This window comes from Bartonella taylorii (assembly GCF_023920105.1).
Lineage (GTDB): Bacteria > Pseudomonadota > Alphaproteobacteria > Rhizobiales > Rhizobiaceae > Bartonella > Bartonella taylorii.
Window position 1 is genome coordinate 67,240 of record NZ_CP083693.1, and the last position, 24,498, is coordinate 91,737.

Sequence of the window (24,498 nt, forward strand, 5' to 3'; positions counted from 1 at the left end):
GCATTATACGGAATGCCATATATTTTTAAAACTTATTCAACTAATAACTCTTCTGATGGGCAAAATAAATTACGAACCCCATGTGCTGTTACAACTCGAAAAACAATCATCTGTCTCCCCCAATGATGTCGGTAGAATAAATAAATTAACCAGAAAAAACTGAAGAACTGATAGAACAAATTTTATCTTCGCCTTCTAATCCCATTCGAGTTTCAGCCATTTTTGTTAAAAATTCTAGTGCAACTTTTTCTACATTTAGCACATTCTCTCCACTTGTTTGTAACAACGGATTAATAGCTAGATTCTCCTGTGTTATAATAGTCCTCCTTTTGTAAAACAGAGTTTTAATCTCGACGTATAAACATTTTAATTCATCAATATGTCGATCTCGTATCCTTTATATTTAAAATATAAAAATACAAAGAAGTATTTATTTCATGTAAAAAATAAAAACGATACAAAAATAACATGTTATGTCTTTCTTATAACTCATCAAAGTTCTATGAAAAAATGCAAGATAAAGCTATTGGTATAGATCTTATCACGCGATAAAGGTCATTTTCTTTGAGAGGGAAAAAATAAGAGCTCTTGTACATTTGTATTGTGTATAGGTATACAGAGAATGCTGAAGTTCAATGGGGGGAAAATTGGGAAATCAATCTACACACACACCTAAAAGAAAATCTCGATTAATATTTTTCGTTTTTTTTGTTTTCTATTTTATTATTCTTAATCAGTGTTGTACACAGTATTTAGCACATATTTTTCATTATAGTCTTTCTCTTGGGGCCAATTTTAAAGGAATTTACCCACCTTTTTCTTGGCTTTATTGGGTTTTTAAATTTTATGATTATGCTCCTAGTCGGTGTAATGTAATATTTGTTCTCTTTTGTGCTGGTCTTTTAATTGGTTTTGTTGGTTTTACTCTTTGGGTGGGTTTTTCTTCGAGGAGTAATAAAAGTACCGATGATTTACACGGGTCAGCGCGTTTTGCGACTTTTGATGAAATTCAAGAAATGGGGCTTGTACCACGCTGCAATCAAGAAATAGAAGGCATATATTGTGGTGGATACTCTGATCCAAAAAAGAAAATATTGCATTATTTGTGCCATTCTGGACCAGAACACATTATAGCGCTAGCACCTACACGCTCTGGTAAAGGTGTTGGTTTAGTCGTTCCTACTCTTTTGAGTTGGCCACACAGTCTTTTTGTTCTTGATATCAAAGGTGAAAATTATGCCGTCACTGCTGGATGGCGGAAAAAGCATGCAGGGAATAAGATTTTAAGGTTTGATCCAGCAGAACCTGAAGTTGGATGTTCATGGAATCCATTAGGAGAAATTCGTTTTAGAACATGTTATCAAGTAGCGGATGCACAAAACATAGCTTTAATGCTTATTGATGACGATGGAAAAGGGATTGCAGGTGACCATTTCAGATCCGCTGCTTTTGAACTTTTGAATGGTCTCATTCTTCATGCACTTTACAAAGCAGAGAAAATTGGACGTGTTTCTTGTTTGCAAGACTGTGCACACATGTTAACGGGAGTGGGAGATTTTGCTGCTGTCGTTGAAGATAATGATGACTTTGATGATGAGGGAGATCCCAAAGCACTTTCTGCATTGTTTCATGAAATGAAAACTCTGGATATAAAAAGTGATGATCCTCTGTTTCAAGATGCAGATAAAGAAGCAAAACTTGTTATCAATGGTGTTGGCTTTCGTATGTCTGGAACACCAGCATGTGAATTAGAGCCTATTATTTCGATGGCAAATCATGCTCTGTCTCTTTATAGAGATCCTATTGTTGGTGAAAATACAAAATATTGTGATTTTTATATCCGTGATTTGATGGATGCTGAAAATCCTGTTTCGCTGTATTTTATTATAACGCCGCGCAATTTAAATAGAATGAGACCTTTAGCGCGATTGCTGTTGACACAAATGGTTCTTTCTCTTTCAAGTAACATGGAATTTGTTGATGGGAGATCAAAAACAAGTCACAAACATCGTTTGCTTTTAATGCTTGATGAATTTCCAATTTTGGGAAAATTGGATATATTCGAAAAGGCGCTTTCTTATATTGCTGAGTCCGGAATTAAAGCTTATATCATTGCACAAAATATGCAGCAATTGTACAAGGCTTATTCAAGGGATGAAAGCATTATTTCGAATTGTCATATTCGTATTGCGTATGCACCTAATACAGTCGAAACAGCTGAATGGATAAGTAAAATGGCTGGGGTAACAACGGTTGTTCGCGAAAAGGTTTCCACTTCTGGAAAACGTTTTGGTATGGTACTTGAGCAGGTTTCAACGTCTTATGAGGAAACACGCCGCCCATTGATGACGCCGGATGAGATCATGCGCTTGCCTAGAGCCAAAAAAGACAATTTAGGGAATATTGTTGAAACTGGTGAAATGCTTATTTTTGTAGCTGGCAATAGTGTCATTAGAGGAACCAAAATCCTTTATTTTTTAGATCCTGTGTTTTCAGAAAGGTCAAAAATTTCTCCTCCTGTTACAGATCGTTTGCATCAGAGACATGAAATTAAAGAAGGTAAGAAAGGCTTTGTTATTTGATGAAGCAAGTTATGATCGCTCTAACTTTGTGTTCTCTTGTTCGTGCGTGTTTTATTGTACTGTTTTTTTAGGGCGGCGATATAAGGCATGTAAAGCTTCACATATTAGGTGTTTTTAGGGTGTGTGGTAAATATTCAGGGTAGGGTTTGCTTTGAAGTGAACTACATGCGTGGTTAGCAGTAAGGAACTCGCCGAGAGAAGCTGGACTGTTTACAGACCGGCGATGGTGAGAATCTGCCTTCTTTAAGGTGGGGAGAAAGTTAAGGAGTTTGTCTTCCAGAGGTGCCTATCGTTAAGGTGTTTATTGAAAAAGGTATCTTCAATCTGGAGCTTGTCCTAGCGGCTCTATCCCCCTTTTAAAATCATTCATAGTCCTTGCCTCATGATGTGTTTCACATAACGGAACGGGGTATCAGTGTTAATGGCCATTTATTAAAAAATAGCCCAAAAAGAAAGGAGGGAAGGTGGAGTTTTGGAGAGAATGGTTTGTTGTAAGATTTTTAGAAGTGGTTTTCATTTTTTATTGGCTAAAGGGGGAGAAATCTCGTAACATGCAAGGAATGTAATAATTTGAACCATTTTTAGTAATAAATAAGAGATTTTAGTGGCAAAAGTAAGATAAAAAATAAAAGTGTTTTTTTGTAAAGTAGGAGAGGTAAAATCTCAATATTGGACAAGTGATGCTTGCTTTGTCATTATAAGAGGGCATTGTTAGGGGGAGTAGTCCTTTTGGGAGCTATAAGGGAAGCACACAAGCAAGTGCTTTGGTTGATATTCGCTTTTAGTGCTCTATATTTTCTGTTATTCTCTCTACCATTGTTTAAAGACAATAAAAGTGAATGGTGAATTGTGAATAATAAATCCATAGTCTCTTTTTTGCCCAATTTTGTAATATGTTATACATCGATAATAAGAAAGGAGACTTTTAGGCTATGTTTGTTCCATTTTTAATCGCTTTAGGTACGGCTATAACAACCGTGTATGGCAAAAAAAATATAAGTTATGTTCTGTGGGCTGTTTTGTTAGTTGTCATTCTTCTCACTTTTAATCACCACGCAACTTCTACTTTAAACTTATCTTTTTGAGAGAATAGCCATGGAACATATTGAACAAAAAAACCCTCATTTTGTCATCTTTATGAATACGCTAGGACTTATTGGATTATCCATTGTTTTGGTGGTGGCATTTTATTATCAATTGGTAAAGTTTGAGTTACCTTGTCCCCTTTGTCTTCTGCAACGCGTTGGTTTGATGCTTGCTGGTTGTGGATTTTTACTCAATATTCACCATAAGGTGAAAAATACCCATTATGGTATGGTTATTCTTGGTTGCATGGTAACCAGTATTGTTGCTGCTCGGCAAGTGTTTTTGCATATCACACCAGATGATCTTGGATATGGATCAACGTTTTTTGGATTGCATTTTTATACTTGGGCTTTCATTATTTCAGTTCTTTGTATTGGTGCAGTTTCCTTCGTCATGATTTTAGGCGAATTGGCGCACAAATTTAAAACATTTTCTCCTTTCCCTATATTGAGTAAAACAGCAAGTTTCTTATTCATATTTTTGATTGCAGCGAACTTAATTTCTACCGTACTTGAATGTGGTGGTGGCCAATGTGCTGACGATCCCGTGAGATATGAATTGTTGTCAAACTGGTTTCCTTCCTCATCTTAAAATCTTTTCATAATTTCCGGATATAAAGATCTTAATGGTGAAAAAAGAGAGAGGTGGCAATGCTGTAAATGCTGCCTCTTTTTTGCAAAAACTTTTGAGAAAAATCTAAATAAGATTTTTGTACTCTTGTAAACGGATATGCTTTTAGCGGCGGGTTCAATTGATTCCATACAATTATATTCTTTGCACCAAAGAGTATTTGTAGAGAGCTATAAGCTTTTATACGACAAAAATTAAATGATAGTCTTGTATAAAAATTCTCTCTTTGAGAGGAGAAAATTTTCTCTGAGTTGTATTTTTTTGCTCTTGTTGCTTTTTTTATTCTATGCTAATCGAATCTTCTGTTAATATTCATTTGGATGCTTCTGAGGTTCCTAATACTTCTGGAGTATGGGGTTTTGAATTTAGAAAATTGTCGCTGAATAATTTTCGTAAAGGTCCACCACTAATGAGTGGACCTCTTTTTTGTTGTATATTGTTCTCTGGTTCTTCCATGTTTCATTGGTTGATATGCTTGGCAATAGTTTGTTAGATTGGCAGAATTATGCGCTAACGCGTTCTTTTCCCCTTTCGTATTTAAATTTTCTAGCTTTTGTTTGGAGAGCGTGACAAACATTTTTAATGATGGTTTTACGGCAGAATTGTCTGATGAAGTTGTGACCATTCCACCCAAACACCATATATGAGCAATTTTACCAAATACAACTTGTGAGCGTTTAGAATGCGGTGACAATGATTATGTGGCGGGGATTATGTGGCGGGAATTATGTGGTAAGGGGTACATTGCATATTTTATATTCTCGTATGGCTGTTTTATGGTTTCTTCTAATGCCATTTCACGATGGTATTTGAGGATGTATAACGCAAAAGCGTATAATCCATTTTTACAGATTTGCTGTTTTCTTTAAATACTTAAATATGTAAAAGCGTGAAAGTATTAATCTTTAAAAATATAAAAGCGTAAAAATTTAAATCTGTAAAAGTGAAGAGTAAAAGGGAAGGATTGTTTTTGTAAATGCTAACGCTTGAGGAAAAAGGTTTTTCAGAGTGAGGCGAAGAATGTGTTCGTGAAAGAAGCAATGATGAGGACAAAAAAAGGAGTGAGGGAACGAAGAGCGAGATAATAGGGCGCTTGAGGAGGGGGTGAACGCATGGTGTAAAAGATGAGTCGAAAGAGCGTCGAAGAATGTTTAGACAATTTCTCATCAATCTAGAAAATTTCTTATGAACCTGCTCAAAAGCCATGTTCACAAATTAGCTAAAATTTCTGGAGACAAAAGCTCTGGGGCTACAGTTTTTTAAGGGTGTCAGGGAACAGACGCAAAAAGAAAAAGGTTTTTCTTTTTGTTGAATTTTGTTCACAAAACCAAGAAAATAGGGTATGAACGCTGGAAATAACATAAAATTTAAAAAAATTACGTGCACTGTAAAGGAAATTATTGTTTATGTCAAAAGAAGAAGTCTTGGAATTTTCTGGTATTGTAACTGAACTTCTCCCCAATGCGATGTTTCGCGTGAAGTTGGAAAATGATCATGAGATTATTGCTCATACCGCTGGAAGAATGCGCAAAAATCGTATTCGTGTGTTAGCTGGTGATAAAATTATGGTTGAGATGACCCCTTATGATTTGACCAAAGGACGCATTACATATCGCTATAAATAACTTATGGATGATTTTCATTTTCTGTAAAAATCCTGAAGCATTTTTTCAAAGTGCTTTAATTTTTCCTCAAAGAGTAAAATGAAAAAGGGAAAAAAATTAAAATGATCTAATGAACCTTCGTGATCAATGTGTAAAGGTTTTTGCAGCCTACAAAATAAAATCAGTGATGCCAAAACCAAGTGGATGAGAGCTTACAATTACTCTGAGGGGAAAATGATGGGAGACATAGAGAAGACCTACTTAGGGGACAAAACTTACTTAAGGAAGCCTCTTTCTGGAGAGCTTCAATTGGTGCTTGCTTCTGCTTCACCGCGTCGTTTGCTGTTGTTGGGACAAATAGGTATCGTTCCTCATAATATTTGTGTAACCAATATCGATGAAACACCAAAATTAGGAGAACATCCTGCCTCTCTTGCAAAACGTTTGGCAAAGGAAAAAGCCCTTAAAGCACAAGAAACTCTCTTTGAGTATAGCAAAAAGAGTGAAAAGGTGCCATTGGCTCAGAAAAATAAAAAGCTTTCTTTAGAAAAGAAAAGCCAAGAAGCTTTGTTGACGCAGAAAATGGTCATTTTAGCCGCTGATACTGTGGTTGCTGTTGGGCATACCATTCTGCCTAAACCAGAGAGTGAAGATGAGGCCTATGAATGTTTACGCTTTCTTTCTGGACGCTCTCATAACGTCTACGGTGCTGTTTGTGCGCTGAATGAGCGTGGGAAAATAACCATAAAATTGGTCGAAAGTCGCGTCCGTTTTAAACGGTTGGCTGCTCCCGTGATGAGGGCTTATCTTGCTTCTGGTGAATGGGAAGGAAAAGCCGGTGGCTATGCTATTCAAGGGAAAGCTGGTGCTTTTGTGGTTCATATCGCTGGATCTTATTCTAATGTGGTTGGCTTGCCGTTGGCTGAAACAATGGATCTTCTCATAGCTTATCGCTACCCACTTCTCTCTGCTTGGACTGGAGAAACAGACTAGAGAAACTTAAATTTAGGTAAAGCCAATGGAACAGTATAAAAAGCAACAAAAAGCAGAAAGGCAAAATGAAAAAAAACAAACAGCAAAGAAATTAAACAAGGTGCACGAACAAAAAACAAAGATGCACCAAATGCCAAAAGAGCCTGATTTAACGCAAACAGAGAAATCTCCAATTCGCCCTCCGCATCCTTGCCCAATTTGTGGTCAAATGGCACAACAAAATGCCTATCCTTTCTGTTCAACACGGTGCCGTGCAATTGATCTCAATCGATGGCTTTCGGGCGCTTATATTTTACCTCCACCACCACAAAGTAGCGATGAAGAAGAGTAAAATAAAACGCTATAACGTTTTAAAATGTTGAGAACTGCGTGTTTGAGATTAGCAGGGAGAGTGGGGCGTTTGAGGTTTTAGAACCAATTGAGCGTTGAAGTTGCCCAGAAATGGTGTATTTGAGGCTTGCTTAGGGGATGTTGAGCATTGGAAGCGGTATAAATGGGGCGTTTGGAGCCATCGATAACAGCTGGCATTTGGTATGAGAGAACTCAGTATTAAAAAGTTGCACGTTTGAGCGTTGGAGTTTGGAAAGTTGGATGTTTGATGTTGAGGGACGCTGAGCATTGAAAGACTCTAAGGTTTTTGGAATGGAGGAAAAGTCTGAGTCATTGATGTTGAGGGAGGGTGAGATAGTATGGGGCACTTGATTTGAATTGGGTGCTTATATTTTGCTATGGCCGCAAAAAGTGATGAAGAAGAAAAGAAGGTGATAAGGTTGTTTAAGTACGTCGAGAACGGAATATTTGCCGTGAGCAGGTCTGAGTGAGTATTTGAAGGTAGAGATAAACTGTGTATGGGGTTTTGAGGGAAAATTGAGAGTTTGAGATTAAAGAGGTATCTCAATGTTTAGAATACAAGAAAAACGGGAATTGAGAAGCTGAGAGAAAATTGGATGATAAGGTTTGCGCGAATGAGGGATAGGGAGTTATGGCAAGTCTGAGCTATAAATTAAATGATGAAGAAGAGAAGATGGTAGAGTATTTGAAACGTTAAAGGGGAGTCTTTTGGTGTGGAAAGAGGGGGGGGAAGCTTGATGGGAGGGCTCTAGGTGAGGGTGCAAAAGAGTGGCATGTAGAGCTGAGAGTGAGGTAGGGGAACGGATATGTGAAGATTTTTGGCGAAGACTTTTGCAGTTGAGGAGGATGAGCGTTTTTAAAAACAAGGTGAAAGGGCGAGTATTTGAAGCCTTAGAGGATGAGGTGTTTGGATTGAGGAGGGTGTAGATCTTTGAAGCTGGGAAAAAATTGGCTGTTTGAAGTTGGGGAGAAAAGCTGGAAGTCTTAAAAACAGAGGCTTTTTCAAAGTTAAGGTGTCATTTTATCCATAAAACAATCGGGGCGAAAAAAGGTGTCAGGAAAGTGGGAAGACAGTGGTTATGAAACAAATCTATCCCTCACTCCTGTTTGTTTTCAAACGGGGTGAGGGATTTTGTATTCGTAAGGAAGAAAGTTAGTTTGTTTGCATAATTTTCCAGATTTTCCCATCAGACATATACATAATTTGCTGTCCTGAGGTTATTTTTTTTGTACCGTGATTGTCGTGAATTGAGGAACTCAAGGCTGCTCGATTGTCCACAAAAATTGATTTCCACTGAAATGAGCTAGGAGATGGGAAAAAGATATTGGGTGTCCAAGCACCATCTTGTAAATGGATGACGATAAGCTCCTCTTTTTTTAATTTATCCGCAATAACTTGTGCAGACAGGTCTTTCCTGTCGACAATGGGGATCGCTCGAATATCGGGAGAGGCTAATCCCCCAAGGTCACTTATACTATTCATGCACGTACTGAATTTACATAATATTTGCACGACGTAAGGATCTTTACAGTGCCCTTCAGCAGAGGCATTTATGAACGCTTGGTATTTGTAATCAGCTATAGGGCTGAAAAAGGTGGAACTTTGCGGACTTAACACATAACAGGAGGAAAGATGCCTCTTCCAACGCGAATGGTCTTCAACAAAACTCGAAGATTTATGCAGTTTACCAAATGTGTTTGGAACTTCGATGACACCGACTTTTGTTGCTTTACCAGCTATAAGGTCAATTATTGTTCCTGTAACCAGATTTCCCTTCTTGGAAACATCTAATCTGTATCGACGTCCAACCTTCCACGGAAATTCAATTTCACAGCGTACTCCTGAGCCTTCATGAGTAAAATGTTTACATTTACCACTTTTCCATCCCGTCGCATTCCAGATAGAGAAGTGTATGGTGCGGGTACCTCTGTTGAATAAACCAATATGTCCGCTTTTTCCATTTCGGAACTGAAATTGGTTCCCCCAGAAATAAATGGAGTGAGGTCCACCATCATGGGTTATTTGCTGAAAGAAAGAAAATGTATCGAATGACATGTTGTCAGGCCATTCGTGTTGCATTGTAACAACTTTACCGGCAAAAACAGCATAGCTTGGTTTGCTTATGAGGAGCAATAAAAAAATTAAGAGTATCTTTTTTATATTGTAGTACATATTTAACTCCTTTCTTTCAATAAATACGGTGTAAGGTTATATGTATTAAAATATATACTCAATATTTTGTTAAGTAAAAATATGATTAATATTTTTAGCTAAACTACATATCATAAATTAATACTTTTTTAGAAAGAAAGATATGTTTGCATGCACTCTTCTGTTGTTAAAATTCTTAAGAATTGAGTCTTGATGAAGGAGATGATGATGGCGTTTGATGGGGGGCGTTTATAACAAAACCGCAGCTTTGTTGAAAAATGACATTACGTTTTTCTCTCCCTCTTGCTATGGGGCTTGTGAGGACCCATATTCCCTTTAGCACTACGGCTATTCTTCATGCAGCCTCGTTCACAGTGTTTTGTGAAGAGCGGTTCTTTTTTGGGGGTGTCTTGGAGAGTTAAAGTGCGGTGGTGGTGCAAGAAAGGGAAAAAAATGAACTTGGAAAAATATAGCGAACGGTTGCAAGGTTTTTTACAATCAGCACAAAATAATGCCCTTTCTTCTGATCATCAGCAGTTTATGCCAGAGCATTTTCTCAAAGTGTTGTTAGAGGATTCTCAAGGATTGGCAGCGTCACTGATCCAAAAAGCGGGTGGTGATCTGTCTCTTATTCAAAAGGATCTCAAGCAAGCACTTGAGGCTTTGCCAAAAGTGCAAGGGGGAAATGGGCAACTTTATATGTCACAGCCGTTGGCTAAAGTCTTCGCAATGGCCGAGGATCTTGCTAAAAAATCCGGTGATCAGTTTGTTACTGTTGAGCGTGTATTACAAGCGCTTATCATGGAAAAGTCCGCAAAAACAGCTGATATTTTAACAAAGGGTGGTTTGACCCCGCAAGCGCTTAATCAAGCTGTTGATGCTCTGCGTAAAGGAAAAACAGCAACAAGCCCCCATGCCGAGAGCCAATATGATGCTTTACAAAAATATGCGCGCGATTTGACAAAAGATGCACGGGAAGGAAAACTGGATCCTGTTATTGGGCGCGAAGAAGAAATTCGCCGGACTATTCAGGTTCTCTCACGGCGGACCAAAAATAATCCTGTTCTAATCGGTGAACCTGGAGTTGGAAAAACCGCTATCGTTGAAGGGTTGGCGCTACGCATTGTTAATGGTGATGTGCCCGAAACTTTGCGCGATAAGCAACTCTATGCTTTGGATATGGGAGCGCTTATCGCTGGCGCAAAATATCGTGGGGAATTTGAAGAACGTCTCAAAGCTGTACTTGCTGAGGTGCAAGCAGAAAACGGTCAGATCATTCTGTTTATTGATGAATTGCATAATCTCGTTGGTGCTGGAAAATCCGATGGCCCTATGGATGCTTCTAACTTGTTAAAACCAGCACTTGCACGCGGAGAACTTCATTGTGTGGGGGCTACGACTTTGGATGAATATCGCAAATATGTCGAAAAAGATGCCGCTCTTGCGCGTCGTTTCCAGCCCGTTTTTGTGCCTGAACCAACGCTTGACGATACAATCTCTATTTTGCGCGGTATTAAAGAAAAATATGAACAACATCACAAAGTACGTCTCGCTGATAGCGCGTTGATTGCTGCTGCGCGCTTGTCTAACCGTTATATTACTGATCGTTTCTTGCCCGATAAAGCCATTGATTTGGTAGATGAAGCGGCAGCGCGGTTGCGTATGCAAGTCGATTCAAAGCCTGAAGAACTTGATGCACTTGATCGGCGTATCCTCCAGTTGAAAATTGAACGGGAAGCTTTGAAAACAGATGTGGAGCCAACGGCAAAAGAACGTCTCAAAGCCGTGCAGGATGAACTGAATACATTGGAACAACAGTCTGCGGAAATGACAACTGCTTGGCAGGCTGAAAAACAAAAATTAGGGCATGCCGCCGATTTGAAAAAACAACTTGAAGAAGCACGTAATGCTTTGGCTATTGCACAGCGTGATGGGCAGTTTCAACGGGCTGGAGAGCTCGCTTATAGTGTCATTCCTGAGCTCGAAAAACAATTGAGTATTGCTGAAAATGATGATCAACAAAATCATCTCGTTGAAGAAACTGTTACTGCTGAACATGTCGCGCGTATCGTTTCACGCTGGACTGGTATTCCTGTTGATCGTATGCTTGAGGCAGAGCGAGAAGCACTCTTGCGTATGGAAGATGAAATTAGCACACGTGTGGTGGGACAGGGCGAAGCCGTTCAAGCTGTTTCCCGCGCTGTACGCCGTGCGCGTGCGGGGCTACAAGACCCCAATCGCCCTATCGGCTCCTTCATGTTTCTCGGTCCTACCGGTGTGGGAAAAACCGAATTAACCAAAGCGCTTGCTGCTTTTCTCTTTCAAGATTCCAATGCAATGTTGCGCATTGATATGTCCGAATATATGGAAAAACATGCCGGTGCACGCTTGATTGGAGCTCCGCCCGGATATGTTGGTTATGAAGAAGGCGGCGTGCTTACCGAAGCCGTGCGTAGAAGACCTTATCAGGTCATTTTGTTTGATGAAATTGAAAAAGCCCATCCCGATATTTTTAATCTCTTGCTACAAGTGTTGGATGAGGGGCGCTTAACCGATAGTCAAGGACGAACCGTCGATTTTCGCAACACTTTGCTGATTATGACTTCAAATCTTGGCGCTGATTTTTTAACTGCGTTACCTGAAGGGCAAACAACTGATCAGGCAAAAAATGATGTTATGAATGTCGTGAAAGCTGCTTTTCGTCCTGAATTTCTTAATCGTATTGATGAGATTATCCTTTTTCAAAGATTGCAACGCAAGGATATGGAAGCTATTGTTGATATTCAGATCCAACATTTGCAAAATTTGCTCAATGAACGCAAAATAACCTTGCATATCGAACCAGAAGTCCGACAATTCCTTGCCCATAAAGGCTATGATCCCCTCTATGGGGCGCGTCCTCTCAAACGTATTATTCAAAAAGAAATTCAAGACCCAATGGCAGAAAACATCTTGTTTGGAAAAATTCACGATGAATCAACCGTGACAATTGCAAAAGAAGGTGATCATTTGACTTTTTTATCTGAAAAGGAAAATTATGCCCATGATGTTGACAAAAAATGACAATGAGAACATAAAAAACTTGACAAGGTAAATCTGAATGGGTATCATAATGACACAATCGGAATTTTACGATTTTGTCAAGTGGGGAAAATGATGTCGGGGCGGGATATCATTACATAATGAGTTCTTTGTAGACACGACTCTGTCTAGTTTGGTAAAACTTCTAGTGTCTGTCATTCTTTAGATCATATAATTTTCAAATGAGGGGTTTTGTGCTTTCTCGTTAAAGGCTTGTGGTTATAAGCGGTTATTGGTTTATGGTTCCTTGAATGTGACGGGGTCAAATTTTATCGAGGCAGTGCCGGGATTGTGTTGTAATGTTTTCGTGTAGTAGACGTGAGAGATTCTAGAGAGATTTTCTCTGAGAAGATGGTTAAATATCCAATGAGATGGTTTTGATAATCTTTGCGTGGTTTTTGCATTGTAAGTAACTCTTTGCTGGGGGATCAAGCAGGGGGAGGGCATGAGTATAGGCTTTTTCTCGTTTTTTTATCAAAGGATGATACTGCTATTTTGTATTAGATAGTTTACTCTAGAGTACTGTAATCCTTTTTATTTTCTATTGCTCTTTTATTTTATGCCTCCTTTGTTGGAAGGTGTAAGGGAAGATTTGTGTGTTTCTTTAGAGGATAAAGAGAGTAATGGTTATGAGAGGGAGGGCTTGTGATAACAAAGACAAAAAGACTTTTACTCAATTGTCTGGCAAGGAATTATACAAAATGCGTTGTCACGCAAAGATTACCTAAGTCATCCTATGGAACATTTTGGATTTCTGGTCAAAAGGTTGTTGGTTGCTCTTGAAATTTTGTTGCTGGTTTTCATGCCATTTTTTATGTCGTGCTTGCCGCTTTTTTTATTTGAAGGAACAGGATGATGGCAGATGAACGTTGCCTTCCTTTACGTCGAAGAGGGCGGACAAAAGGTGCGTTGAATAAAACAACAAGGCGGTTCAATGAGGCTCTTCTTACAGCGGCTGAACAAGCTGGATATCATTATGGTGAGGATGGGCTGGTATCTTATCTTCAGTACCATGCACTCAATAATCCTGTGCCTTTTTTTTCACTTCTTGCAAAAGTTTTGCCTCTACAAGTTACTGGAGAAGATGGAGGTGCTTTAAAAACAATCTCGCGTATTGAGATTGTACCAGTGAATGCAACGGACGTGGTGTCTGGAGAGCAGGGGACTAAAGATTGTGATGCCTGAGGATTATAGTGTTTGAGGGGTATGGTTTTGGGGTGTAATGTTTGAGGAGCGTATGCGTGATGCGCCTTTTCATGCAGGAATGGAGGGTGTGATCAGGAAAGTTCAGGATGAAGATGAATGAAAGCGTGCTCTTGAGCAATTATCGAGGACGTTTTTTTAACCATCTTTGAATGGAAAGCAAAACTATGAAGTGAGAGCGAACTTTATTTCTCAATTACACAATTACACTTACAAAATCTTACAATGACAACCGTTCAGACAACCATTCAGGAAACGGCGCAAATTGCGCTCATTCCAAAGCTTATTCCTGTCTTTACTGGAAAAGCTGATGTGCGTGCCGCTTGGGGAGGACGGGGATCTGGAAAAACGCGTTCCTTTGCTTTGATGTCTGCTGTGATCGGATATCGGCATGGAAAGGCTGGTGAACGGGGTATTATTCTCTGTGCACGACAATTTCAAAATTCACTCAATGAAAGTTCGTTGGAAGAAATTAAACGGGCGATAGAAGCTTATCCTTTTCTCCAAGACTACTATGAAATTGGTGATAAATATATTAGGTCAAAAGATGGACGTATCATTTATGTCTTTGCGGGGCTTGATCGTAATATCGCAAGTATTAAGTCAATGGGTCGCGTTTTTCTCTGTTGGGTAGATGAGGCAGAACCCGTGACGGAGACCGCTTGGCAAACACTTATTCCAACTTTGCGCGAAGAAGGAAAAGATTGGAATGCCGAATTGTGGGTGACATGGAACCCTTGCCATGAAAATGCTCCCGTGGAAAAACGTTTCCGCAATGTGAATGATCCCAATATCAAAGGTGTGGAAATCAATTGGCGCGATAATCCTCTCTTTCCTGAAAAACTGAACCGTGATCGGAAAGCGGATTTAGAACAAAGGCCTGAACAGTATAATCATATTTGGGAAGGGGAATATCTCCAATCTGTTCAAGGTGCTTATTATCAAAAAGCGTTGCTTGAAGCTTCACGCGAAGGGCGTATTACTACTGTTCCGCGTGATCCGCTGATACAGATCAAGATCTTTTGGGATATTGGAGGAACAGGGGCAAAGGCTGATGCTACCGCTTTGTGGGTAGCGCAATTTGTTGGACGGGAAATCCGTGTTCTCGATTACTATGAAGCACAAGGACAGCCTCTCTCAGAACATGTTGGATGGGTGTTCCAGAGAGGGTATGATAAGGCGTTGATGGTTTTGCCTCATGATGGCGCAACCAAAGATCGTGTCTATAATGTCAGTTTTGAAAGTGCTCTTCAACAAGCTGGTTTTCAAACTAGGGTGATTCCTAATCAAGGTGTGGGGGCCGTTAAAATGCGCATCGAAGCTGTTAGGCGATTGTTTCCTGCCATATGGTTTAATCGAGAGACAACACATGCTGGCCGAAAAGCGCTTGCTTGGTATCACGAAAGGCGTGACGAACAGCGTAATATCGGATTAGGGGCTGAACATGATTGGGCAAGCCATGGCGCCGATAGTTTCGGGCTGATGTGTGTGGCTTATGAACAGCCCAATGTTCGTCCTCGTAAAGATGTTTATCGCTCGTTTCACCATTCTCAAACTTCATGGATGGCTTTTTAATGAATATTTCTACAGACTCTTTTGATCCCTTAGAGACGCTTGAACATCAGGCGCTCTTTAAGAAACTGGTCGGTTGGTATCACGATGATATTGCGCATGTTGAGCAATGGCGCAAAAATGCCCAAGAGGACTACGATTTTTATAATGGGCGGCAATGGAATGCGCAAGATCTTGCCGTGTTGCAAGAACAAAATAGACCGGTTATGACCTTTAACCGCATTGCCCCTTTGATCAATGCGGTGATCGGTACAGAACGCAATAATAAACGACAAGTGCAATTTATTCCACGCCAAGAGGGAGCGGCTTTTGCTAATCAAATCCTTACTGGAGCGGCTGAATGGTTTCGTGATGAGGCTGATGGAGAGTATGAAGATTCTGATGCTTTTCAAGATGCGATTATTTGCGGAATGGGCTGGACAGATACCCGCCTTGACTATGAAGAAGATCCACAGGGAAAACCGGTGATTGCACGATTGGACCCGATGAAAATGGTCTGGGATGCAAGTGCTGTAAAACCAAATCTGATTGATGCACAGCGTGTATGGTATATTGATGAAAAACCACTGGACGTTGCTCAAGAAATGTTTCCCCATATCCATTGGAGTGATCTTGATGCTGATTGGGTTAAACAATATACGTTTCTACCTAAAACGGGGAGTGGTGATAGGCAAAGTTTTTATGGTGATGGGGATGATGCGAGTAGTTATCAACGTCCTAAAATGGTCACTTTGGCTGAATGTCGTTGGTTTGAACGCGAGGTTGTTTATAGAGTTCTTGATCCTTTAAGTGGGAAGTTTATCGATTATTCGGAACGAGATTTGCAAAATTTTTGTAGAGATTTTCCTGCAATCCAAGCAACAAGGTTGACAAGGAAAATTGTCAAACGGGCCTTTTTGGGCAAAAAATTGCTCGACGCACCCGATAAGCCTTTGGTCCCGCCTAACCAATTGGGTTGGGAATGTATTACCGGTACCTTTGATAAGTTGAGCCGGCAATTTTATGGTATTGTGAAACCAACAAAAGATCCACAACGCTGGGCAAATAAATATTTTAGTCAAGTCATGCACTTGCTTAATAGTCAGTCTAAAGGCGGAATTATGGCTGAACGGGATGCTTTCGATGATGATCGACAAGCTGTGGAAAGTTGGGCGAGGGCCGATAGTATTACTTGGCTTAAAAGTGGAGCTGTTTCGGGTGGAAGAATCCAGCCTAAACCCGTTGCACAATTCCCGCAGGGCTTCTTTCAGCTGTTTAATGAAGCAAAAAGCGCTATTGAACAAGTCACTGGTTTGTCTTCTGAATTCGTTGGGACAAGGGCGGTGAACCAACCAGGAATTCTTGAAGAACAACGCCGCCAATCGTCACTCAATTTGTTGGCTTCTTTCTTTGATGGTTTGCGTCGATACCGGCAACGACAGGGAAAAATTATTCTCTATCTTATTCAAAATTATCTCTCTGATGGGCGATTGGTGCGTATTGCTGGGGACGAAAACGCGCAATATGTTCCACTCACACGTGAAATGATCACCAGTTTGGAATATGATATTGTGGTCGATGATGCTCCAACAAGTCTTAATGAAAAAGAGCGGACTTTTGCCATTATTATGCAATTGCTGCCTTTGATGCAAAATTTTGCAACTCCAGAGATTATGCTTGATCTTTTACACTATTCGCCTTTGCCAGCTTCGCTTATCCATAAAATTGCCATCAAAGCACAAAAGCAGAGCGCAGAGAACCCAAGTGCTCCATTGTATGACAGTGGTGAGACTGTAGGAGAGTTTAGCGGTAATGCTGGAGTGGGGCAGTTGTTGCAGACCATTTTTCAGAGGGAAAATGCGTAAAGATAAACTGCTTCATTTGAAAAAATATCACCTTATTGTTTGAAAAGAGAAGGCCATCGATATGGATCAAGAATATTTAACACCAGAAGAACAAAATCAATTAAAGCAGGATTTTCTTTCTACTACTGATCAGGGAAAAGAGCCTGAAATGGTGGGGGAAGAAAAAGTAAAAATTTTGGAAGAAAATTTCCAAGAACACCAAAATGGACAGCAACAACTGCAATCATTGCAAGAAAGTGCGCGTGCACAAGAGGTTCAAAAGGCGCTAGGGGGTGATACACCTCCAGATCCGAAAAAGGATTTTATGGGTTATATACAATGGTTGGGAAAAACACTCTACAAACAAGGGGCATTGCTCTCTGAACAACCGCCTGCTGTGGGTCCTGAACCAGAACAGTTGTATAGTTTCTATCAGCAATCTGTTGTTGGCGTGAAACAAAAATATCATGATTTTGATCAAGCTGCTGATTTTATTTATGATATGCGGGCTAAGCAGTTGGCTGCTTACGCTTCGCTCTATCCCGAAATGGCAGATCCAAATGTCGTGGATGTGGTGATTGGCAATGAATTGAAGCAAATTGTGCGTGATTGTGCGCAAAAAAATCAAAATCCGGCTGAGGTGATCTACACCATTGCGCAAAAAATTGGCTATACAAATACTCCAAATAACGCGGGGGTTTCAAATAACATTGGTGTTTCAGGTAACATTGGTGAAAATTTGCAGGAAAGACAAAATTCTGCTCGTACACTTGCGGCTTATAATGGTTTGGCTACGAATGGACCCATTTCTTTGGATATGCTCGACAAAATGTCAGAAACAGAATTTAGTAGTTGGGTTTCTGAGCCCAAAAACAAAGCCGCTTTTAATCACTTAATGGGTGGCGGAGAAGCTTGAAAGCGAGAACGCGTGGTGGTGGAGGTCTTGATGCTGGATAGCATGGGGCTTGAAGAATTTCGTGTGGAGCTTGAGGCGTATGCATAGTGAGCGCTTGAAGGGTGGATGTTGTGAGGGAATTTTTTGAAGCGAGTATAGAGAAAAACCTCTCAGAGCAGGGGCGCTATGAGGAGATTTCTTAAAGGGGGAGGAAAAAATTATCAATAAAAATCATCCAAAACACGCAACAACTGATCCACTATTTGAAAACCAGAAATGTGGAATGTCAACAACCGGCACTTTGCCGGTTTTTTTATATCAATAATTTTAAGAGGATAAAATGGCCGTAACTTATATCGGAATCAATGACCCAATGGCAGTGCGCACATGGTCTAAATTACTAAATCAAGAAGTTTCAAAAGCAGTTCCTATTGCTCCGTTGATTGGAAAAGACTCCAACAGTATTGTACAATTAAAAGATGAAACCAATAAGGCAAGTGGGGACGCGATTAGCTTTGGTTTGCGTGTACAGCTGCTCGGTGATGGAGTGAGTGAAGGACAGGCGTTGGAAGGCAATGAAGAAGCCCTCCAATTTCTCAATGACCGCTTGGCAATTAATGAACTTGTCCATGCTGTGCGTGTTAAAAATGAAGGCACGATTGATCAGCAACGCATCTTGCACGATTTGCGTACTGAAGCTAAAAATGGCTTGGTTGATTGGTATGCGGACCGCTTGAGTATGATGTTCTTTATTCAAGTTTGTGGCTATACTGCAAAAGCCATTAATTTTGAAGGACGCACTATTACACTTAAACCTGTCCATTACGGGTTTAATGCGCCAACCGCACCAACCGATAAACGCATTGTGCGCCCCAATGGAAAAACAAAAGATGAAGACTTGAAAGAAAGTGATGTTTTTGATCTCAAGTTGATCGATAAAGCGGTTGAACGTGCTAAGCTTGCAAATCCAAAAATTCGACCAGTGCGTGTTGAGGGGGAAAATGTTTATGTGCTTTATCTGCATCCAACGCAAGTGACGCAGTTGCGAACCAATACAGATGCGGGGCAGTGGCTCGACATTACTAAGGCTATCTATAGTGGAAGCCGTCTCAAAAATCCGCTCTATGATGGGTCTTTGGGCATGTATAATGGGGTTGTTTTGCGTGAAGCTGAACATGTTACTGAAGGTGTTGAGTCAGGCACAACAAACAAGGCTGTACCTAATGTTCGCCGAGCTGTTCTGCTTGGAGCACAAAGTGCTGTTATCGCTTTTGGAAAAGATCGTGGTGCTACACGCTATAAATTGGTGGAAGAACTGTTCGACTATGAGCGTGAGTTTGGTGTTGCGGCCAAAACCATTATTGGTATGAAAAAAACCTGCTACAATTTGCCAGGAAGCGCACAGGGTGCACAGGATTTTGGAACCATCGTCATTCCAACTTATGGAGCACCAGCTTAACGGCGCTTTTTAAAAGCTTTTCTCCCAATGGGATATTTTGTTGGGATGGGGAATATTCTATCTGGATGGCAGAATATTTTGTTGGGGGAATAGGTAAAAAGCGCATCACCTACAATGTTGCATATGCAAAAGGATTATGACTGCTCATGACCGTTTCTTCTCTTGATCACAATGATCTTGATTTCACACATTTGGATCATTCTAAAACTTTTGCGCATATGGTCGCGCTCATTCAAGACGAAATTGATGATACAACAGCTGAATATTCCGTTCAAATTCAAGATTCTATTTTGGCTGCTTTGCGTTTGTGTGAACGGGAACCCTTCTTCTTTAATGAAAAAAGAGAGGTGATGTTTAAAACGCAAAGTGGAAAGACATGGTATGGGCAAGAAGAGGGAATTTTTCTTGAATCAGAAAAGGCTTTGGCGTGCGTCCTTTTAGGAACACGTGCACCAACACAAAGACAATTGCTTTTTAAATCTGTTGAGGTATTGCAACAACAATATGGATTGCCGCCTTTACAAGGGACGCCTCTCTTTTATACTTTTTTTGATCAAAGAATAGGACTCTTTCCAACACCTCAACAAGTTGAGACCGTACGCCTTTTTTATGTTCCTGTTCGTTTTGGGGATGAACAGGTGAGAGAGGATGATGATCCTTGGTTGATCCATGCATTTGATCTTATTAAAGCGCGTGCAAAATATGAGCTCTATAAAAATATCCTAAAAGATCCTGAATATGCCGCTGTCTCTTTTCGAGACTTTCAAGAACAATTGCAAGTTTTGCGATTTGAAACATCACGCCGAAAAGCTTCTTCAACTATTCTTCCAATGAGATTTTAAAGGGCTTTTTCTCAATTATTAGTGGTTGGTGGTTAGGTCGGTGCACAGCATTTATAGCATCTTAGGTGATTTATGCATTAATGTGCTTTCATTTGCTCCCTATAATCTGAACTTTACGTCTTTGTTATAGAGCCTTGTCCATTTTGAGGGGCTCTTTTGGTTAAAACAAAACAAGTCTTTGCGGTTTGAAGTATTTTGAAATATCGCACGGATAAGACTCTGCAAATATTCTTTCAATGGGGTTCTCAATGGCTTTTTTCCCAATTGCTGATTATCGGCCTGATGTTGCTGACATCAATGGCATCTTTACCGATGAGCTTATCAATGTGTTGCCGGCTGATGGGTCTTATATCCCTATGCCAAGCTTTAAACCTTTGTCAGAGCCTTGTCCTGATCGCATTTTAGGGGCTGTTGCTGTTAAAACAAAAAATGGTGTGTCTATTATTGTTGGTACAGAAGAAAAAATTTACTTGCTCGACAATACAACAATGCGCTGGAAAGATATTAGCAAAACGGGAAAACATTATCTCGCTAATGTTGATGCCCCATGGTCTTTCGCTTTGTTTGGGGATTATGTCATTGCTGTTAATGCCAATGATAAGCCACAAGTGATCGATATTAATCATGACAAAAGATTTAGAAATTTAGGGGGAAATCCACCGCAAGCGGGTATCGTTCGTGTGTGGGGTGATTTCGTCTGCTTGATGAAGTTGACAGAATATCCGCGACGTGTTCATTGGTCGGGTTTGAACGATGCCGAATGTTGGACTGTTGGTAAAAAAAGTTGCGATTATCAAGATTTTCCTGATGGTGGTTTCGTGCAAGGTGCAACGGAAACGACAAATCCAATTATCTTTATGCGTTCTGCAATCTATGCCGGATCTTTTATCCCTGGTTCTAAGATTATTTTTAGTTTCCAAAAAATCCACGATAAACGCGGTGCAAAAAACGCTGAATCTATCGTTTGTCGTGGTGATCTTGCCTTCTTTGCTGATGAGGGTGGATTTTATCAGATGACCAATGAGGGACAGATTATCCCAATTGGTTTCGAAAAAGTGGATCGAACCATGACGGCAAAATCCCATCAGAATAATCTGTACACTTTGTCTGCCGCGATTGATGGAGTGTATAATCGCGTTTATTGGATGGTTGATACCGATGAGAGTTCTCAAAAACGCATTTTGCTTATTTATGATTGGGGATTGCAAAAATGGACAAAAGCGGTTGTGGGTATCAATATGATTTTGCCTATCTTCTTAGCCGGAATTACTTTAGAAGCCCTTGATCGGATTACTCAGAACATTGATGATTTGTCCTTTTCTCTTGATAGTAAAGCTTGGAGAAATGAATCTCCTATTCTCGGTGCATTTGATCATCAGGGAAGACTTGGCTCGTTTTCTGGTCCCCCTATGGATTGTGTGGTGACTTCACAAGAAATGGGGCAGACAAATGGCGTCATAACCCGCGTGAAAAGTATTATGCCTCAAGTGAATAGTGGAGAGTTTTATTTGTCTGTGGGGATGCGCTTTCGTCAATCCCTCGAAGAAAAAACTGTTTGGTTGCCGGAAAAACAACCTTCTCATAATACTGGGCAAATTCATTGTCGCGCAAGGGCACGGTTTTATCGCTTGAAATTGCGCATCCCTGAGGGCGTGAATTGGTCTCATGTGACGGGCTTCGATGTGGAATTGAGGTCGGCCGGCATGCGTTAAGTATGTCTCTTATACTAGGCGCAGTGTGGTGGTCTGCTTCTTCTTAAAAAGCGATGCGTTTTTTGCATAAAAGAGCAATAGGGTTGCATGCTTTATCATTGGTCATAGAGTTTTCTTTGTAAGAGAAAGCTGAAAGAGCTAAAATCATGACACTACAACATGACAGCCAAAATCTTTATTCTGCCCATCTTACAAATCAGTGGTCATGGGAAAAAATAGCACCCTATCAAGATGCTCTCAATATTGCACTGAAAAAATATGCTAAGCGCTTTCCTGATGATGTTTGTCTGGCGACAATTGCTGAAGAACTGGCAAGAGGACAAGCACAATTATGGTTGGTCTTAAAAAACAAAACGCAATTTAGTGCTTTTGCGATTACCAAAGTTGAAATAACCCATACGGGAAAAAAATGCGTCATCCTCTCAGATCTTGCTGGAGAGGGAGGGCTGAAATTGGTCAAATTGATTGATAAGGTTGAACAGTGGGCGCGGACAATCAATGCTGAAGAACTGCATATGTTTGGAAGATCTGGATGGGCTAAAATGCTTACCCATCACGGATATTCTCGTAATCTTATTCATTATAGAAAGGTTCTCAACCCATGAGTAGAAAAAAAACACCTCAAGTGCAAACAACAACACAAACAAATGCACCACCCGCGTGGGCAGCCGATATCTTTAAACAAGCGAGTTCTCAAGCGCTTGATCTTTATAATAAAGGTATTGGCGGAAATGTTTATCAAGGTGAACGCATTGCTGGTCTTAGCGATATGACAAAAAATGCTCTCACCGGTTTAGAACAGGCTGCTGGTCAGTATAACAATCCAGCATTAACGCAGTGGTTTAATGCACCAACCCAAAGTGCTTCCAATCTCCTCAATATGGCTAAGGGAGACTGGATTGGAGGTAATAGTAAGTTTAATGCTGCGTTGCAAAATGCTTTGAGTAAAACTTCCGATGCTATTAATCAGTCTATGTCTGGAGCTGGGCGCTATGGATCTGGCGCTCATACTGGGGTGCTCGCCGATGAACTTGGTGCATTGGCAACAAATGCTACTGCGCAGCAGTATAATCAAGATGTTCATAATATGATGAATGCCAATCAGATGATTGACCGTTCCTTATATGATCAGACGAATGCCGCAAACAGCTACTATCAAGGGCAAAGTAACGCGCAAAGCAATGCTTTAAAAGGTGGAATAATCCAAGATGCTAACCGCCAAAATGCTTTGGATGCGCAGCGTCAAAAATGGTCAGAACAAGATAATCAAGGGTGGAATCGATTAGAACGCTTGTTACAAGTAGGAACGCAATCTGCTGGAAATTATGGAACACAATCAGGAAAGTCTACAACAATACCTTCCGTTACAAAAGATCCATTGCGCGATGCACAGCAAGTGCTGGGATTGGTAGGAGGAATTCTAGGACTTTGTGATGTGAGAGCCAAAGAAAATATTGTTCCTGTCGGTGAAAAAAATGGCTATCCGCTTTATACCTTTAATTATAAGGGAGATCCACAACGTTATCGCGGCGTTCTTGCTCAAGAGGTGCTGCGTTTGAATCCCGATGCTGTTTATGTGCATGCTAAAACAAAACTCTTGCATGTCAATTATGATAAAATTGGCTTGAAAATGGAAAAAATATCATCGCCTAAAAATAAAATTTCTACTTTCTTTTCTTCTCTCTTTGCCCGTCTTCGTTTTTTACAAAAAGGATATATTCTATGAGTTCAATTTATGATTGGTCGCTCATTGCATCTGAAAATGCCTATGCCGATGAGAACATAAACTGGGCTGAAGGACAACCTCCAAGTTCAGTAAATGATAGTTCTCGAGTGATGATGCAACGTATCAAAGAGTATCTCTTAGATAATGGGGGGGTGATTGATGCACAATTTACCATTGATGAGGAGAGGAATAGAACATCTATTCATTTAACAACCAAGTCTCCTCTTGAATCTTATGGGGAAGGTATTGTTGTGCGCTTTAAAGCGCAAGGGGTGAATAAAGGGATAACAAATGTCGCTTTAAACCAACTTCTTGTGCGACCCGTTTATAAGGTAACAGAGGATGGTATAGCGCCTTTAAAGGGGGGAGAAATTCAAAGAGGTGGTCTTTATGAGATTGTCTATACTTATGACATTGCTGGAAAGAATGCGGATGGTTGGTTTTTAACAAATCCTACAATGAGCCTTTCTCAAAATTTACCATCGGGTTTCATTGCATCTTTTGCTATGAAAAAAATCCCTGAAGGTTGGCTGTTGTGTGATGGTAAAGAATATTCGCGTGAAGAATATGCAAACCTTTTTGATGCACTCGGTACAACATGGGGAATTGGGGATGGGTATTCAACATTCAAAGTGCCTAATTTGCATGATTCAAGTTCCTCTACCAATATAATGGGTATAGGTAAGCACCATTACTCCAATGAGACAGTTGTTTATGCTGTTAAAGTGTAAGAGCTGAATCTTTTTGCGTAGCTGAAAGAATGCGCAAAGCATTTTTGAATCAAATG

At 40.2% G+C, this 24,498-nt stretch carries 18 protein-coding genes; 17 read left to right on the forward strand and 1 reads right to left on the reverse strand.

The window, feature by feature from the left end:
• Nucleotides 1-647: 647 nt before the first annotated feature.
• The 6 genes from LBE40_RS00335 (at nucleotide 648) to yacG (ending at nucleotide 7,226) form a co-directional block, all read left to right on the forward strand.
• Nucleotides 648-2,582, forward strand: coding sequence for a type IV secretory system conjugative DNA transfer family protein (locus tag LBE40_RS00335; protein ID WP_245256390.1), 1,935 nt, complete (start codon nucleotides 648-650; stop codon nucleotides 2,580-2,582).
• Between the two features lie 932 nt (nucleotides 2,583-3,514).
• Nucleotides 3,515-3,667, forward strand: a complete 153-nt coding sequence (locus LBE40_RS00340) for a DUF5993 family protein (protein ID WP_004857582.1) — start codon at nucleotides 3,515-3,517, stop codon at nucleotides 3,665-3,667.
• Between the two features lie 10 nt (nucleotides 3,668-3,677).
• Nucleotides 3,678-4,259 carry a disulfide bond formation protein B gene (locus LBE40_RS00345; RefSeq protein ID WP_004857579.1) on the forward strand — a complete coding sequence of 194 codons (582 nt, stop codon included), beginning with the start codon at nucleotides 3,678-3,680 and terminating at the stop codon, nucleotides 4,257-4,259.
• Between the two features lie 1,445 nt (nucleotides 4,260-5,704).
• Nucleotides 5,705-5,923: a translation initiation factor IF-1 gene (gene infA / locus LBE40_RS00350; RefSeq protein ID WP_004857577.1), complete on the forward strand. Its 219-nt coding sequence runs from the start codon at nucleotides 5,705-5,707 to the stop codon at nucleotides 5,921-5,923.
• 216 nt (nucleotides 5,924-6,139) lie between these two features.
• On the forward strand, nucleotides 6,140-6,895 hold the full coding sequence (locus LBE40_RS00355; protein WP_040296757.1) for a Maf family nucleotide pyrophosphatase: 756 nt from the start codon (nucleotides 6,140-6,142) through the stop codon (nucleotides 6,893-6,895).
• 25 nt (nucleotides 6,896-6,920) lie between these two features.
• Nucleotides 6,921-7,226 (forward strand): DNA gyrase inhibitor YacG, encoded by a 306-nt coding sequence (gene yacG, locus LBE40_RS00360; protein WP_004857560.1) that lies wholly within the window; start codon nucleotides 6,921-6,923, stop codon nucleotides 7,224-7,226.
• A gap of 1,173 nt (nucleotides 7,227-8,399) precedes the next feature.
• Here yacG and LBE40_RS00365 read toward each other — a convergent pair.
• The gene (locus LBE40_RS00365) at nucleotides 8,400-9,419 is read right to left on the reverse strand and encodes a DUF3472 domain-containing protein (RefSeq protein WP_004857556.1); all 1,020 of its coding nucleotides are present in this window, start codon (nucleotides 9,417-9,419) and stop codon (nucleotides 8,400-8,402) included.
• 432 nt (nucleotides 9,420-9,851) lie between these two features.
• Here LBE40_RS00365 and clpB point away from each other — a divergent pair, with 432 nt between their 5' ends.
• The 11 genes from clpB to LBE40_RS00420 all read left to right on the forward strand — a co-directional run bounded on the left by clpB (nucleotide 9,852) and on the right by LBE40_RS00420 (nucleotide 24,442).
• Nucleotides 9,852-12,461, forward strand: a complete 2,610-nt coding sequence (gene clpB, locus LBE40_RS00370; protein WP_004857554.1) for an ATP-dependent chaperone ClpB — start codon at nucleotides 9,852-9,854, stop codon at nucleotides 12,459-12,461.
• Between the two features lie 870 nt (nucleotides 12,462-13,331).
• A complete protein-coding gene (locus tag LBE40_RS00375; RefSeq protein WP_004857552.1) occupies nucleotides 13,332-13,664 on the forward strand; it encodes a hypothetical protein in 333 nt (110 codons plus the stop codon).
• A gap of 243 nt (nucleotides 13,665-13,907) precedes the next feature.
• Nucleotides 13,908-15,257 (forward strand): PBSX family phage terminase large subunit, encoded by a 1,350-nt coding sequence (locus LBE40_RS00380; protein WP_004857550.1) that lies wholly within the window; start codon nucleotides 13,908-13,910, stop codon nucleotides 15,255-15,257.
• On the forward strand, nucleotides 15,257-17,098 hold the full coding sequence (locus LBE40_RS00385) for a portal protein (RefSeq protein ID WP_004857547.1): 1,842 nt from the start codon (nucleotides 15,257-15,259) through the stop codon (nucleotides 17,096-17,098). The genes LBE40_RS00380 and LBE40_RS00385 overlap by 1 nt, the downstream gene beginning before the upstream one ends.
• A 61-nt stretch (nucleotides 17,099-17,159) precedes the next feature.
• Nucleotides 17,160-17,993: a hypothetical protein gene (locus LBE40_RS00390; protein WP_004857545.1), complete on the forward strand. Its 834-nt coding sequence runs from the start codon at nucleotides 17,160-17,162 to the stop codon at nucleotides 17,991-17,993.
• A 319-nt stretch (nucleotides 17,994-18,312) separates the two neighbouring features.
• A complete protein-coding gene (locus LBE40_RS00395) occupies nucleotides 18,313-19,431 on the forward strand; it encodes a N4-gp56 family major capsid protein (RefSeq protein WP_004857543.1) in 1,119 nt (372 codons plus the stop codon).
• Nucleotides 19,432-19,577: 146 nt separating this feature from the next.
• A complete protein-coding gene (locus LBE40_RS00400; protein ID WP_004857541.1) occupies nucleotides 19,578-20,273 on the forward strand; it encodes a phage adaptor protein in 696 nt (231 codons plus the stop codon).
• 248 nt (nucleotides 20,274-20,521) lie between these two features.
• Nucleotides 20,522-21,985: a hypothetical protein gene (locus LBE40_RS00405; RefSeq protein WP_004857538.1), complete on the forward strand. Its 1,464-nt coding sequence runs from the start codon at nucleotides 20,522-20,524 to the stop codon at nucleotides 21,983-21,985.
• A 146-nt stretch (nucleotides 21,986-22,131) separates the two neighbouring features.
• A complete protein-coding gene (locus tag LBE40_RS00410; protein WP_004857537.1) occupies nucleotides 22,132-22,590 on the forward strand; it encodes a hypothetical protein in 459 nt (152 codons plus the stop codon).
• Nucleotides 22,587-23,711 carry a tail fiber domain-containing protein gene (locus tag LBE40_RS00415; RefSeq protein WP_004857535.1) on the forward strand — a complete coding sequence of 375 codons (1,125 nt, stop codon included), beginning with the start codon at nucleotides 22,587-22,589 and terminating at the stop codon, nucleotides 23,709-23,711. The genes LBE40_RS00410 and LBE40_RS00415 overlap by 4 nt, the downstream gene beginning before the upstream one ends.
• Nucleotides 23,708-24,442 (forward strand): phage tail protein, encoded by a 735-nt coding sequence (locus LBE40_RS00420; RefSeq protein WP_004857533.1) that lies wholly within the window; start codon nucleotides 23,708-23,710, stop codon nucleotides 24,440-24,442. Before LBE40_RS00415 ends, LBE40_RS00420 begins: the two co-directional genes overlap by 4 nt.
• The last annotated feature ends 56 nt before the right edge of the window (nucleotides 24,443-24,498 follow it).

Coding starts and splice junctions, on each gene's coding strand:
- LBE40_RS00345 (WP_004857579.1), top strand. CDS start 3,678: ATGGAACATATTGAACAAAAAAACCCTCATTTTGTCATCTTTATGAAT.
- LBE40_RS00400 (WP_004857541.1), top strand. CDS start 19,578: ATGACCGTTTCTTCTCTTGATCACAATGATCTTGATTTCACACATTTG.
- yacG (WP_004857560.1), top strand. CDS start 6,921: ATGGAACAGTATAAAAAGCAACAAAAAGCAGAAAGGCAAAATGAAAAA.
- LBE40_RS00365 (WP_004857556.1), bottom strand. CDS start 9,419: ATGTACTACAATATAAAAAAGATACTCTTAATTTTTTTATTGCTCCTC.
- LBE40_RS00390 (WP_004857545.1), top strand. CDS start 17,160: ATGGATCAAGAATATTTAACACCAGAAGAACAAAATCAATTAAAGCAG.
- LBE40_RS00380 (WP_004857550.1), top strand. CDS start 13,908: ATGACAACCGTTCAGACAACCATTCAGGAAACGGCGCAAATTGCGCTC.
- LBE40_RS00375 (WP_004857552.1), top strand. CDS start 13,332: ATGATGGCAGATGAACGTTGCCTTCCTTTACGTCGAAGAGGGCGGACA.
- infA (WP_004857577.1), top strand. CDS start 5,705: ATGTCAAAAGAAGAAGTCTTGGAATTTTCTGGTATTGTAACTGAACTT.
- clpB (WP_004857554.1), top strand. CDS start 9,852: ATGAACTTGGAAAAATATAGCGAACGGTTGCAAGGTTTTTTACAATCA.
- LBE40_RS00395 (WP_004857543.1), top strand. CDS start 18,313: ATGGCCGTAACTTATATCGGAATCAATGACCCAATGGCAGTGCGCACA.
- LBE40_RS00340 (WP_004857582.1), top strand. CDS start 3,515: ATGTTTGTTCCATTTTTAATCGCTTTAGGTACGGCTATAACAACCGTG.
- LBE40_RS00355 (WP_040296757.1), top strand. CDS start 6,140: ATGGGAGACATAGAGAAGACCTACTTAGGGGACAAAACTTACTTAAGG.
- LBE40_RS00420 (WP_004857533.1), top strand. CDS start 23,708: ATGAGTTCAATTTATGATTGGTCGCTCATTGCATCTGAAAATGCCTAT.
- LBE40_RS00410 (WP_004857537.1), top strand. CDS start 22,132: ATGACACTACAACATGACAGCCAAAATCTTTATTCTGCCCATCTTACA.
- LBE40_RS00405 (WP_004857538.1), top strand. CDS start 20,522: ATGGCTTTTTTCCCAATTGCTGATTATCGGCCTGATGTTGCTGACATC.
- LBE40_RS00385 (WP_004857547.1), top strand. CDS start 15,257: ATGAATATTTCTACAGACTCTTTTGATCCCTTAGAGACGCTTGAACAT.
- LBE40_RS00415 (WP_004857535.1), top strand. CDS start 22,587: ATGAGTAGAAAAAAAACACCTCAAGTGCAAACAACAACACAAACAAAT.